The following is a 12,228-nucleotide window of genomic DNA, read 5'->3' on the forward strand; positions in this document are numbered from 1 at the left end:
GGAGACGGGCGAATGTCCTGGCTAACCTGCGTCCTATATTTAAGTTAAATTAAATATTAATCCAAATTAATCGTTTGTACGAAGGAGGCAGATTCAATATGCGGATTTTTGAAGTTGTGTTTGTCATTATAGCTATAGGCTTATTGTGGTATTTCATTTGGGCTAGGAAAGCTCCAGGGCGGCTATTTCTATGGGGAATGCCTATTTTGCTGGTCGGTACAGGGCTGTTTCACCTAATTTTTGAAAAGGCGCGTTGGCAAATGGGTCCAGCTTATTTAGTTGCTCTAATCGCCCTATGCATGTACGGAGCCAGGGCTTACCGGAACACAATAAGGGATAGGGAATGGAAGAAGTCTATTTTACTCAGCGTGCCGGCTTTTCTACTCAGCGTACTCGCATTTTGCCTACCATTTATGCTACCTGTCTTTTCCTTTGAGAGACCAACTGGCGCTTATCGAGTAGGAACGGTTACTTACACATGGTCGGACAGCTCTCGCATAGGGAGTGACGGGACATCCAGAAAGATCAATGTGCAGATCTGGTATCCAGCTGATTCGTCATCTTCTGCTACTCCGGGTAAATACATTTCCAATCTGCCGACGTTTGCCAAAGCTATCGAGGAACAGTACGGATTTTCTGGGAAAGCATTGAGCTACCTCGAACAGGTGGAGACGCATACTTACACGGGAACTTCCTTCGCCTCAGATTTAAAAGAAGCACCAATCATTTTCTTATCGCACGGGAATATGCTAGGTAGTCGCTTCACGAATACGTTTCAAGCGATTGAATTAGCCAGCCATGGTTATATTGTAGCGGCGGTCGAGCATCCTGGGACAGCGATGATTTCTGTTTATCCAGATGGCAGCTATGCTCCTTTCATAGACACGAGCTCTCATCTCCCTATGGAATATAACGTACAGAACCATGCTTCTATTCCAGTTATCAAGGAGCAGACGCAAGATATCGAATTTGCCCTTCAGCAGCTTATGGATATGAGTGAAAGGGTAACGGAGAGTCCATTTGCCCATCGAGCTGACTTTTCTAATGTGGGCATCATCGGTCACTCCTTTGGGGGTGCAACTGCGGTGGATGTTCTATACAGAAATCCTGCATTTAAAGCAGGTATTAATATGGATGGCTACTTGTACGGTGAGGACCGTGACAAACCGTTAACGAAACCGTTGATGATTATGAACGGAGGCTTCAAATTACCGGAACTGGAGGATTCGCCGGAGATGAAACTAGCCGAAGAAGGGCGGCGAGAGCGAGTATTAGCTCAATCAGGTTTGGAGCTGGATATCTGGCAGGCGGGGCATCTCAGCTTTACAGATTTTCCTCTGTATTCACCATTGATGGAAGCACTTAGTCCTGAAGTGCGGCGCAATCACACCATTATTAACGAAGTATCGCTAGCCTTCATGGACCGGAATCTTAAGGGTGATCCAAATACTTCCTATTTAGATGTTGTGGAGCGCTATCCAGATGTTACGATAAGGATGAAGTGATGCAGAATTGGGATGCTGACTGACTCATAGGGTAGGAGGATCGAGATGAAAAAAATGACGACGGAGGAACAAGGCCTTTTTGAGAAATTATATAGAGCAGATGAAGGAAGAGAAGAAATTCTCCACTCCTTAGGCAAGATGGGCAGCATGATCACTCTGACCTTTCTATTACCATTTGCCTTGGAGAAAGGAGAAGAAGTACGAAAAGCAGCACTTGCGGCTGTCCATCAAATAACCTCACGCCTGCGTAAACAAGATTTAATTAGCTTGGATCAATACATACGGAGATTGACTCCTTATTCAAATAGAAACCAGTTGGCAGCGTGGCATGAGGTGTTGCCGGAGGATATCCGGAACTTTTCGATAAACGATGAGGCCGACCTTAGCTTCATCGGAATTTGCAGCTTCCATCGTAACGGATATGTAAGGGAGGCAGCAATTGAAGTGTTGTTAAAACAGGTTACGGGTGCGGAGCTTCCGTTTTTATTGATCCGCTTGAATGACTGGCAGCCCAAAATTCGTTATCTGGCGTTTAAGGCGTGCAAGGTGAGATTCCGTCCCAATTATGTGAAACACTTTCTCGAATCGATTTTCTTGTTGAAGCATTTGTCCGCATACTATAACCGTGAAAAGTTCTCCGATTTCCTAGAGGAGATCGACGCAATGTTTCGTCATCCAGATAACGGGGATGTGTTACGCAGTGGTTTTCACTCAAAAGACCCGGTTGTTCGGCGATTTTGCTTTGATTTGGCACTCAACCTACATGATATCGATCCAGATGAGGTCATTGCAGATGCTTTGATTCAGAAGGATGCCATGATCAGGCTCCAGACGGTTAGGTATCTGTGCAAACAGGACGACAATGAGCGTCTGCGAAAATGGCTGGATCGAATCAGGCATGACGTTTTTCCTTCTATTCGCCAACTAGCCCTACAAGCTTATGTGGATCGCTTACCTGAAGAAGCGACGGATGCGTTGCTTGCTGCTCTGCTTGATGGACATAAATCCATCCGTGAAATGGCCCGATTTTATTTGAGGGACAAGAAGATCGATCTCGTTGCCTTCTATCGGGGAAAATTGATAGATGCCGAGGAACAGGTGATACCTATAGCGATTGTGGGAGTAGGAGAAACGGGTGTGAAAGCAGATGATCAATGGATTCTCCCGTTTTTGCACCATGAAAATGAACGAATACAAAGAGCAGCCGTGAAGGCACTCGCTATGCTGAATCCGGAAGATCACATCGAAGTTTTTATCCGCGCGCTCCAAACCAACAAACGAAGCGCATCCCGTGAAGCAAGTGATAAGGAAGGGGCACCATTATAGGTGTCCCTCTACTTCGTATTTTCAGTTCGTTCGCAACAGTTCTTTTAACGTGTTATCAATAAAAGCGGTATCGGCAGGGTTAAGCCCAAACCCAGCCAAGTGTCCCCAGATTGATTCAATCGGCTTAAAGGTAGCGTTAGGGATGTGCTTCGTCTCATATTCACTGTCTTCTGGCGTGAAATACAAATCAGTCCGTACGGGCATCACAACCGTTTGTGCCTGGATGCTTCGTAACGCTGTCTCAAAGTCTCCCTTGTACCTATCATTTTGGCTAATGTCGGCATGCTGCCACGTCCACATCATCGCCAGTAAGTCATTTGCATCCGAAGGAACAAAGCTCTCCTCCCAAAAACCCGAGATAAATTCGGAAAGTGTCTCATAGCCCAAAGCTTTATAGCATTCCTCGCGGTAAAATGGCTGTGAAAACCCCCAACTCGCATAAACACGACCCAAGGTACGTAAGCCCACCTCGGGAGGTGCTGTATACTGTCCGTTATTCCAAGCTACATCGGCCTGCAATGCTGCTCGGATGCCTTTGATCAAGACGATGTTATGCGGCCATGTTTTTGCGGTTCCGGCAAAAGGAGCCAATCTTTCGATCATATCTGGGTAGCTCGCCGCCCAATGAAAAGCCTGGATGGCCCCCATCGACCAGCCAGTTGCCAACGCAATTTTTTTGATGCCAAACCTCTCCGTAATGAGTCGATGCTGAAGTGCGACATTATCGTAGATCGTAACGTGTGGAAAATGAGACTGATCATACGGGCTTGCCGTGTTACTCGGGGAGGACGATAGCCCGTTGCCGAGCATGTTGGGAATGATGATAAAATATTGATTCGGGTTCAAAGCCTTATCTTCCCCGATAAGCCATTCGTTTTGGTAATGCTGGTCTCCAAACGATGTAGGAAATATAATGACGTTATCCTTGGCTGCGTTGAGCGTGCCATACGTTTTGTAAGCAATAAATGCATGGGGTAGTGTCACTCCTGACTGCAAGCGAACATCTCCCAAGTGAAAAATGTTGTAATCCATTTCGCATTGCTCCTTTTCTAAGCATGATTTTTTTCAACTATAAACGTTCCCGTACAGGGGAAAGTCAAGGGGACGATAGAGTGGGGTTTTTCCATGTTTAAGATCAGTGAATTCTCCCGATTGAGCAGAGTGTCTCTAAAGACGCTTCGTTTTTATGACCAAATTGGCATTTTAAAGCCAGCGGATATCGATAAAGAGACTGGCTATCGGTTTTATGCAGCAGAGCAATTGGTTACGCTCAATCGAATCCTCATGTACAAGGACTTGGGATTTACGCTGCAACAAATTCAGCAATTATTGCATGAAGAGATGTCCATAGACCAACTACAGGGCATATTCAGGCAAAAAGAGAGGGAGATGGAACGGCTTCTTGAGGAGGAGCAAGCACGATTGAATCGAATCAAGGAGCGTCTGCTGTCGATCGAGCAAGAGGGGTACATAGAACAAGAGGTTGTCTTTAAACAAGTCGAAGCCCAAAAAGTTGTTTCGTTCCGTTCAGAAGGGACGGTGGAAGAGATTCCGATGCTTTTTGATCGGCTGGCTCATTATGCAGGCAAGCAGCGGAGAGGGATGCTTTCCTCCATCGTTTTATGGAAGGAGTCGGAGAGAGACGAGACGGCATTCGAATTGGAGATCGGCTATGTACTCAAACAGGACATTGCGTTGCCATCTGACATGCTGGAATTACGTATGCTGCCAGAGGAGCGGATGATGGCCACCCTGGTTCAACGCGTAGAGCCATTCGTTCCTTCTACAGCCTGTATTGACTTGGCAAAATGGATAGAGCGCAATCAATACCGGATCAAAAAAGATCAGCCAGGCAGAGAAAACTATCTGCAATCCCCACATGGGGGCGATACGTATGTAGAAGTACAAATTCCCATAGAATCCCCATGAAGAAGGCCAGTACCTGTATAGACGATGAGGTACTGGCCTTTTGCTATGTTCATTTGACGATGGTGGAAGGCAGGTAGTACAGTAGGGTTGATTGAAAATACAGAAAACTCAAAGGGAGAAAGAAGGGAATCCTGCTATGAATAGAAAAGCACGTCGGTTCATTGATCTGAGTGTGCCTCTTGATCGTCTGGCAAAAGAACCGTTCCCACCTGAGATTCAATACAATAGTCATGAAGAAGGGGCTGTCCAAGCCGCCCAGTATTTCGGATTGCAACCAACCGATTTTCCCGAACAGAAGGCTTGGGCGAGTGAAACAGTGACACTCACGACACATACAGGGACACATGTCGATGCTCCTTGGCATTACTGGCCTACTTCAGAGGGAGAGCCAGCGAAAACGATTGATCAGTTGCCGTTGGAGTGGTTCTACGGAGATGGTGTCCTGCTTGATTTTAGTGAAAAGCCGTCTGGCTATGAAATTACGGTGAAGGATGTAAAACAGAAGCTTGCCCAAATCGAATACGAACTGAAACCATTCGATATTGTCCTGATCAGGACGGACGCAGATAAACGATACTATGAAGCGCACTATTTTCAATCACATGCGGGGGTATCCGCCGAAGCGACACATTGGTTGATCGATCAAGGAATCAAGGTCATGGGAACCGATGGGTGGGGATGGGATATCCCGTTTTCCGTTCAAGCCGCTGATTATAAACAAAATCCGCGCGATGGCGTTTTATGGGCGGCTCACTATGTGGGAAAAGAGAAGGAGTATTGCCAAATTGAAAAGCTGGCGAACTTGGAGCAATTGCCGAGGCCCTACGGGTTTACCGTTTCTGTGTTCCCTGTAAAAGTGAAGGGAGCAAGTGCGGGATGGGCGCGTCCTGTTGCTATTTTTGAAGAAGAGGAGTAGTTGCATGGGCATGAACAAGCGAGCGAAAGTTCTGTTCCTCCTATTTTTCTTGGGCTTTTCTTTCATCATGATCGCATATGTTTCTCTGCTCTGGCATCCTGCATTACCATTCGACTCCAAGTCCAAAAGAGAAGTGACGGAGCTGTTGGGCGAAAACGCCGGAACCATCGTCAAATTGACAACGGAGGAAAACGTCGATTGGTATGGGTATGGGCCGCAAGCGAATCAAGCTACAGCGGCAGAAGCGATGAAACGAGCGGTGACAGAAAAAGGCTGGACGTTTATCCAACAAGATGGGGCCGGATACTTTTTTGAACGGGGGAGCGAGAAGCTGATCATTACCTCACAAATGTGGACGGGCAACTATGTACTCTTTCGAATCCCCGCAGGTGTTCTATAGAGAGACCAGGAGGCTGGCAAATGAGCCGGATTGATAAAAGAAATCGTTTAGACGAAAATCCCTTTCACTATCGAGTAGCAAAAGATCAGACGGTATTCATCGACTATCAAGGGAAGCTGGTAAAAACGTTAAAGGGGAAGGAAGCGGAAAGATTTCTGGATAAAATAAAGGCAGCGGAAGATGACAAAACTGTACAATTACACCTCGCGAAAATTACAGGAAATTTCAAGCGAGGAAATGAACGAAATGGCAAGACTCTATAAATCTACGCTTGCATCGCTTTCCACAACATATATTTCTCTCGTAAACAAATAGCGCAAGGCCTGTACCCCGCAGCAATAGCAGTAGCTTCATCCGCAAAAAATACGCGATGTCGGACATAACCGCCTCGCGTAATAGCTCTGATGGCAGAGGGGCAATCGAGTCGGCCGTATATTTTACGTGGTCGGTAGCCCCCCAATGTACCCGGAGTATCACTTTGATAAAAGGAACGATCAGCTCCGAGCAGGGTGTATGCTTTGGCAGAGTCAGCATCTTGAGGTGCTGGCTTTTTCGGTGTAGGCATATGGCTCCCCCTCTATTGGTCATGTGTCGTTTTCACTCCAAAAGGAGGAAGCCACGGTCAGCCTACATGTAGTGTTCTTACCTTACGAGTATTTCGGAATTGCGAAGTAGGCTGTCAAGCGGTGGTTGATCTGTTCTTCGGTGAGCTCTGGGAACAGTCTCGCTTCCTTCACCATATCGTACAGACGCTCCATCGGCTCACGACCATCGGCTTTCTTTGCCTTCGCGTCGTTTTTGAGCAGCTCCCAAATCCCAACTACATACTCGCGTCTGGTGACATCTTGTTTGCGGAAAAAGAAATCGAGGCGCTCCACATGATCCATGAATTCGTTGCCAAAGCGCTTGTCCACTTCCCCGCGTAGGAGGGCGATTTCTGCTTCGTACATCGGACGCTCGTTGCCTTTTTCCTTGCTGATCCAAGGTGTCTCCAGTACAAGCGGCAGGTGGCGGATTTTCTCGTGGTTCACGATGTAATTCATCGCATCAAAGCCAATGAGTCCCGCACCGATTGGCGCATGGCGGTCTTTGCCTGCCCCACGGAAGTTTTTGCTGTCATTCAAGTGAACGACGGCGAGACGGTCCAAGCCGATTGTCCGGTCAAACTGTTCCAAGACGCCATCGAAGTCGTTGACGATATCATAGCCAGCGTCGTGAATGTGGCAAGTATCCATGCAGACGGTCAGTCTGCTATTGTCTTCTACTTTCTCGATGATGGCCGCGATTTCCTCAAAGCTGCGACCGATTTCCGTCCCTTTGCCCGCCATAGTCTCCAACGCGATTTTTACATCAGTGTCTTTAATGCCTGTCAAAACCTCATTCAAGCCTTCCGCGATTCGGGCGATGCCGTACTCCGCATCTTTGTCAGTGTAAGCACCAGGGTGCAGCACGATATTTTTGACACCAATGTAGTCGGTCCGGCGAATCTCTTCTTGCAGAAAGCGGACAGCGAGCTCATAGGTATCGTCCTTGTAAGAGCCCAAGTTAATAATGTACGGGGCATGTACCACAATTTCATCCACGCCCTGCTTCGCCATTACCTCTTTGCCTTCCGTAATGTACTGATCCTCGATTGGCTTGCGGCGGGTGTTTTGCGGCGCACCCGTGTAGATCATAAAGGTACTCGAGCCGTAGGTGGCTGCTTCTTGGGCGGCATTCAGCAGTCCTTTACCGGAGAATGATACGTGCGAACCTATTTTTAGCATAGGATAGAACCTCCTTAGTTTAATAAAGAAAACGCCATAAATAAAAAGTAGCGTACGACTCCCAATTCGTCCAAGTCTTGGACAGCTCTCGTATTTCTGCTTTTGTCGGCTTTTTTTCTTTGCCTAGTAAAAATTTGATCGCATTGTGCAGGCCGACATCATCAATAGGAAAAGCAGAGGGCATTCGCAGACAGCGCATGAGCACATAATTGGCCGTCCACGGTCCAATCCCGCGGATGCTGGTCAAGCGTTTCTCCGCGGTTTGATAATCTCCTCCGTCCCATAATAGCTCTTTCGATAGTTTCCCTTCAACGATGAGTTGTGCGACGTCAATCAAATACTCGCATTTCTTGGTCGTCATGCGCAATCCATCTAGATCAGTGACGGATAATCCGGCGATGTTTTCTGCTGTGGGAAAAAGCCAATACGTCTCTCCTTTGAATTCTACCCGTCTTCCGAATGCCTCTACCAACCGTCGTTTAAGCGTGTACGCGTAGGTCAGGTTAATTTGTTGTCCAATGATTCCCCAACTAAGTGCTTCAAACAGGTCGGGAATACCCATGGTCCGCAGCCCGTAAAACTTTTCAACGGCCTGCTGTAGAAGAGCATCCCCTGCGGCAAGCTCATAAAACGGAACGAGATCCCTGTCCAGATCGAACCAGTCTCGCACATAACGTGCTACTTCTGTTCGTACTTTTTCAGTGGGGAGTGAAGGGCTGAGAAAACGCACAGTCAATCCTTGATCATTCTTTGCGTGAATTTCGACCACTTGTGAATCCTGTCCAATTGGGATGGCTTTGTAGAGGCGCCCATTTTGAATGTGAAACATGCATTCGTTGGATGCTCTGGACAAGTAGTGAAGATTTTGCGAAAAACTGAATTCCGTAGGTACGGACAAAATGATTTCATCTCTATTATCGACCCAAGCCGAGTGTGATAGACCGCTTGTCATGCGAAAACCTCCTGTCTGACTTCCTCCTAGTTTTATACCAAGATAAGCGGGGCTGTCATTTCGTTATCTTGCTATTTTAATCTTTCTAGCAGTACGGATCACGTAGCGTGGGGGTATACTGTCTGTAAGAGCAAGCGATTCGATGATAGCTATGGCAAAGGAGATGACATGTGTTGGAGGAACGGGTAACCGATGAGCGATGGCAGGCAATTATTCATAACGATGTGTCTTACGATGATCAATTTTTTTATGCGGTAAAAACGACGAAGATCTTTTGTAGACCGTCATGCAAGTCGAAGCCACCGAAGAGGGAGAATGTGCGGGTTTTCCAAAATGCAAGCCAAGCCTTGCGGGAAGAATTTCGACCATGTAAACGTTGCAAGCCTACGGGAGAGAGGTTGCCTGATCGTGAGTGGGTAGCACAAATTACTCAGTTTATTGATTCTCATTATAACGAAAAGCTGACGTTGGAGCATTTGGCTGATATGTGCCATGGCAGTCCGTTTCATTTGCAGCGAACGTTTAAACGACTCATGGATATGACGCCCGTGGAGTACATCCAGAAAAAACGGATAGAAAGGGCGCGAGAGCTACTGGCTCATTCGAACAACCAGATCGCAGATGTTGCGCAATTGGTAGGAATGTCGAATACGCCGTATTTTATCACGTTGTTTAAAAAAATGACGGGTAAGACCCCGAGTGAATATCGCCAACTAAACGTCAAACAACAAACGACATAAGCTGCTTGTGAAATGTGATATCTTTAGAAGTAAGAAGCATCAGCAGTTTTGCCAGATGATGCTGGGTAAGGGGCGTTACGAACGTGAGCGCATTTTGTCCCGTCCATCCGTGGAGCTGATGACAATGGTTTCGGAACGTCAGCCTACACAGATCCGCAGGAAGAAATGATTGGCATTCTCCTGACGCAACGTCTGATGGATTCACCACAACCACCTGGTGCTTTCCTTGATTTCTGGACCACTGCCTATCAAGCGATTGAAGATTAGAAAAAGGAGCCCTGCCAAGATGAACGATACGAAAACCTTGCGAGAAGTATTTAAAAAGACCACTTATCCAATCGCCGGGCACAGCAAGAGAGACCTCCATCAATTGCAGCAGGTCCTATCCATGGTGGATGGGAATGTGGAGGGCGATATGTACGGAACAGGCGAACTCATCGAGAATTTTCAGCGCAAGATGGCCGAATATTTGGGCAAAGAGTCTGCTGTGTTCTTTCCGAGCGGTACGATGGCGCAACAAATCGCGTTACGCATCTGGTGCGATGAGAAGGGAATCAAAAAGGTCGCCTATCATCCGCTCTGCCACTTGGAGATCCACGAGGAGGATGGGCTCAAGGAGCTGCATCAAATCGAAGCTGTCTTGCTGGCGGATAAAAACAGCGTGATTGAACTGGACGATGTTATCGGCATGGACGACGATATCGCGTGCCTGTTGCTGGAATTGCCACAGCGTGAGATTGGCGGACAATTGCCCGCGTATGAGGAGTTGGAGGCGATCTCCCGTTATTGTCGGGAAAAAGGAATTCGGCTGCATCTGGATGGTGCCCGGCTTTTGGAAATCCTGCCGTATTACCAGAAGACAGCCGATGAGGTATGCGCATTGTTCGATAGCGTGTACGTTTCCTTTTACAAAGGGATAGGCGGAATTGCCGGGGCGATCCTGGCTGGAGATGAAGACTTCACAAAGCAATCGAAGGTATGGAAAAGACGCCATGGCGGGGACCTGATTAGTTTGTACCCGTATATTGTCACGGCAGAATACCATTTTGAACAGAGAAAACATAAATTCAGTCAATATTACGAGCATGCAAAAGAGCTGGCAAGCTTGTACAACCAATGCCAGGGGATATCCACGAGACCGACCGTGCCTGTTTCCAACATGTTTCATGTTCACGCAGATTTGCCGAAGGAAGAGCTCGAGCGTATCATGGTCTCACTTAGTGAAGAGACAGGAATTGGTTTCACGCATTATGTCAGACAAGATGACGAATCTTCTAGCTCCTATGAGGTAAGTATTGGCGATCGGTATGCGATGATCCCGAAGGAAGAGCTGGCGTTGGCGTTCGAAAAGCTGCATCAGAAAATAGGGGAGCAGAAATCAAAAAACGAGTAAATGAATCAATTTCGGGGCGGTGGCAGTCTGGTGCTTACAGATTCATACCAGGCTGCCGCTAATTTCTCCGTAAGAAGAGAAAGGAACCAAGATGTTCATTATCAGACCGTACGAAAAAAGCGACTACCCTTCAATCATGGCTTACGATTTGCCGCAAGAACAAGCGATATACACATCTATGCCAGTCGATGTGATCGAAGCAACTCAAAACAATCCTGGCTATAAGCCCTATGTGGTTTTCGACCAAGGCCATCTAATCGGCTGTTTTGCCTTATTCACACCACACACAGGCAATCCCTACACACCAAATGGCGAGGCGGTTATTTTCAAATCATTTTCGATCGATTCCCGCTATCAAAAGAAGGGCTACGCCTTGCGTGTATTCCATGAGTTGGCTGACATTGCACGAGTGCATTACCCGGAGCGAGATGAAATCGTGTTGACGGTGCATCATACGAATACGCCAGCGATCCAACTGTATAAAAAAGCGGGGCTCGTCGATCAGGGCTGGAGATTTGCAGGTGAGTTTGGCGAGGAGCTGATTTTTCATCTCGATTTGACAGCATCCACATATAGTAGCGAAAAGCCCCTTTCTGGCAGCGTGTAAGAAGCGGGTTTTTCATTTTGGCTGGAGCAGGAAGCATCACTGACCATATTTGTCAGGGAAGCGGGTCTATGATAGAGCTATCGACGAACCAATGAGGGGGCTTTATCATGACACACTATGCCAAAAACATGTACGATTTCCACGCGTGGGCGAATCAAACATTAATCAATCGCTTGAAGGAGCTTCCGGAAGGTGTTTACGAGCAGGAGGTCCAAAGCGTTTTCCCGACCGTTGCAAAAGTAATGGAGCATATTTATATGGTGGATCAAAGCTGGCTTCTCATATTGCAGGGGATGGATATGCAAGCTGCCATGGATGAGACATGGCGGCAAGAAAAGAAAATTACGGGAAAAAGCTTGGAGGAAGTAGAGCAGTTGTATGCCGAGCTGGTTGAGCAATTCAGAGCTTTTCTCAGCCAAGAAGAAGATTTGGAGCGGCGCATTGTCCTTGATAATCCGTACACGAGAGTACGCGATACGAGCTTGGCAGAAATCATCATGCAAGTGGTCAATCACGGAACGTATCATCGTGGAAATATAACAGCGATGCTGCGCCAAATGGGGTATCCGTCTGTCATGACCGAGTATGCTCTTTACTGGTACGCCAACTGACAAGAGCCTTGGGCTGGAAGAGATTTCATTCTTCTGGCCTTAGACTGTTGACAAGGGACAATTCTCGTCCTATAATTATCTTA

The 12,228-nt window shown here is 47.2% G+C and carries 14 protein-coding genes; 10 read left to right on the forward strand and 4 right to left on the reverse strand.

Annotation, left to right across the window (positions count from 1 at the left end):
* Positions 1 to 98: 98 nt before the first annotated feature.
* Positions 99 to 1,505: an alpha/beta hydrolase family protein gene (locus HPY31_RS27130; protein WP_172143127.1), complete on the forward strand. Its 1,407-nt coding sequence runs from the start codon at positions 99 to 101 to the stop codon at positions 1,503 to 1,505.
* Between the two features lie 45 nt (positions 1,506 to 1,550).
* Positions 1,551 to 2,831: a HEAT repeat domain-containing protein gene (locus HPY31_RS27135; RefSeq protein ID WP_172143128.1), complete on the forward strand. Its 1,281-nt coding sequence runs from the start codon at positions 1,551 to 1,553 to the stop codon at positions 2,829 to 2,831.
* Between the two features lie 21 nt (positions 2,832 to 2,852).
* Here the strand turns inward: HPY31_RS27135 and HPY31_RS27140 are convergent, their stop codons facing one another.
* Positions 2,853 to 3,863 (reverse strand): alpha/beta fold hydrolase, encoded by a 1,011-nt coding sequence (locus tag HPY31_RS27140; RefSeq protein WP_172143129.1) that lies wholly within the window; start codon positions 3,861 to 3,863, stop codon positions 2,853 to 2,855.
* Between the two features lie 93 nt (positions 3,864 to 3,956).
* Here HPY31_RS27140 and HPY31_RS27145 point away from each other — a divergent pair, with 93 nt between their 5' ends.
* From HPY31_RS27145 to HPY31_RS27160, 4 genes are all read left to right on the forward strand, one after another.
* Positions 3,957 to 4,760: a MerR family transcriptional regulator gene (locus tag HPY31_RS27145; protein ID WP_172143130.1), complete on the forward strand. Its 804-nt coding sequence runs from the start codon at positions 3,957 to 3,959 to the stop codon at positions 4,758 to 4,760.
* Between the two features lie 136 nt (positions 4,761 to 4,896).
* Positions 4,897 to 5,676 carry a cyclase family protein gene (locus HPY31_RS27150; RefSeq protein WP_016742719.1) on the forward strand — a complete coding sequence of 260 codons (780 nt, stop codon included), beginning with the start codon at positions 4,897 to 4,899 and terminating at the stop codon, positions 5,674 to 5,676.
* A 10-nt stretch (positions 5,677 to 5,686) separates the two neighbouring features.
* Positions 5,687 to 6,076: a hypothetical protein gene (locus HPY31_RS27155; protein ID WP_253901965.1), complete on the forward strand. Its 390-nt coding sequence runs from the start codon at positions 5,687 to 5,689 to the stop codon at positions 6,074 to 6,076.
* Between the two features lie 20 nt (positions 6,077 to 6,096).
* Positions 6,097 to 6,339 carry a hypothetical protein gene (locus HPY31_RS27160; RefSeq protein WP_137031316.1) on the forward strand — a complete coding sequence of 81 codons (243 nt, stop codon included), beginning with the start codon at positions 6,097 to 6,099 and terminating at the stop codon, positions 6,337 to 6,339.
* Between the two features lie 2 nt (positions 6,340 to 6,341).
* On the opposite strand, the gene HPY31_RS27165 is transcribed toward HPY31_RS27160, so the two are convergent.
* The 3 genes from HPY31_RS27165 to HPY31_RS27175 all read right to left on the reverse strand — a co-directional run bounded on the left by HPY31_RS27165 (position 6,342) and on the right by HPY31_RS27175 (position 8,794).
* Positions 6,342 to 6,641 (reverse strand): Ada metal-binding domain-containing protein, encoded by a 300-nt coding sequence (locus tag HPY31_RS27165; protein ID WP_172143132.1) that lies wholly within the window; start codon positions 6,639 to 6,641, stop codon positions 6,342 to 6,344.
* An 82-nt stretch (positions 6,642 to 6,723) separates the two neighbouring features.
* Entirely contained in the window at positions 6,724 to 7,842 is a 1,119-nt protein-coding gene (locus tag HPY31_RS27170; protein ID WP_012684070.1) for a deoxyribonuclease IV, read from the reverse strand.
* Positions 7,843 to 7,861: 19 nt separating this feature from the next.
* Entirely contained in the window at positions 7,862 to 8,794 is a 933-nt protein-coding gene (locus HPY31_RS27175; RefSeq protein WP_172143133.1) for a DNA-3-methyladenine glycosylase 2, read from the reverse strand.
* 170 nt (positions 8,795 to 8,964) lie between these two features.
* Between HPY31_RS27175 and HPY31_RS27180 the strand changes: the two genes are divergently transcribed.
* From HPY31_RS27180 to HPY31_RS27200, 4 genes are all read left to right on the forward strand, one after another.
* Positions 8,965 to 9,534 (forward strand): bifunctional transcriptional activator/DNA repair enzyme AdaA, encoded by a 570-nt coding sequence (locus HPY31_RS27180; protein ID WP_172143134.1) that lies wholly within the window; start codon positions 8,965 to 8,967, stop codon positions 9,532 to 9,534.
* A gap of 286 nt (positions 9,535 to 9,820) precedes the next feature.
* Entirely contained in the window at positions 9,821 to 10,927 is a 1,107-nt protein-coding gene (locus HPY31_RS27190) for a threonine aldolase family protein (protein ID WP_172143135.1), read from the forward strand.
* Positions 10,928 to 11,018: 91 nt separating this feature from the next.
* Positions 11,019 to 11,534, forward strand: coding sequence for a GNAT family N-acetyltransferase (locus HPY31_RS27195; RefSeq protein WP_016742726.1), 516 nt, complete (start codon positions 11,019 to 11,021; stop codon positions 11,532 to 11,534).
* A 107-nt stretch (positions 11,535 to 11,641) separates the two neighbouring features.
* Entirely contained in the window at positions 11,642 to 12,145 is a 504-nt protein-coding gene (locus HPY31_RS27200; RefSeq protein WP_172143136.1) for a DinB family protein, read from the forward strand.
* The last annotated feature ends 83 nt before the right edge of the window (positions 12,146 to 12,228 follow it).

Source organism: Brevibacillus sp. HB1.3 (genome assembly GCF_013186635.1).
GTDB classification, from domain to species: domain Bacteria; phylum Bacillota; class Bacilli; order Brevibacillales; family Brevibacillaceae; genus Brevibacillus; species Brevibacillus brevis_D.

What these genes read in the sequence shown, in the direction of transcription:
- HPY31_RS27130 (WP_172143127.1), top strand. Translation starts at nt 99, where the DNA reads ATGCGGATTTTTGAAGTTGTGTTTGTCATTATAGCTATAGGCTTATTG.
- HPY31_RS27135 (WP_172143128.1), top strand. Translation starts at nt 1,551, where the DNA reads ATGAAAAAAATGACGACGGAGGAACAAGGCCTTTTTGAGAAATTATAT.
- HPY31_RS27140 (WP_172143129.1), bottom strand. Translation starts at nt 3,863, where the DNA reads ATGGATTACAACATTTTTCACTTGGGAGATGTTCGCTTGCAGTCAGGA.
- HPY31_RS27145 (WP_172143130.1), top strand. Translation starts at nt 3,957, where the DNA reads ATGTTTAAGATCAGTGAATTCTCCCGATTGAGCAGAGTGTCTCTAAAG.
- HPY31_RS27150 (WP_016742719.1), top strand. Translation starts at nt 4,897, where the DNA reads ATGAATAGAAAAGCACGTCGGTTCATTGATCTGAGTGTGCCTCTTGAT.
- HPY31_RS27155 (WP_253901965.1), top strand. Translation starts at nt 5,687, where the DNA reads ATGAACAAGCGAGCGAAAGTTCTGTTCCTCCTATTTTTCTTGGGCTTT.
- HPY31_RS27160 (WP_137031316.1), top strand. Translation starts at nt 6,097, where the DNA reads ATGAGCCGGATTGATAAAAGAAATCGTTTAGACGAAAATCCCTTTCAC.
- HPY31_RS27165 (WP_172143132.1), bottom strand. Translation starts at nt 6,641, where the DNA reads ATGCCTACACCGAAAAAGCCAGCACCTCAAGATGCTGACTCTGCCAAA.
- HPY31_RS27170 (WP_012684070.1), bottom strand. Translation starts at nt 7,842, where the DNA reads ATGCTAAAAATAGGTTCGCACGTATCATTCTCCGGTAAAGGACTGCTG.
- HPY31_RS27175 (WP_172143133.1), bottom strand. Translation starts at nt 8,794, where the DNA reads ATGACAAGCGGTCTATCACACTCGGCTTGGGTCGATAATAGAGATGAA.
- HPY31_RS27190 (WP_172143135.1), top strand. Translation starts at nt 9,821, where the DNA reads ATGAACGATACGAAAACCTTGCGAGAAGTATTTAAAAAGACCACTTAT.
- HPY31_RS27195 (WP_016742726.1), top strand. Translation starts at nt 11,019, where the DNA reads ATGTTCATTATCAGACCGTACGAAAAAAGCGACTACCCTTCAATCATG.
- HPY31_RS27200 (WP_172143136.1), top strand. Translation starts at nt 11,642, where the DNA reads ATGACACACTATGCCAAAAACATGTACGATTTCCACGCGTGGGCGAAT.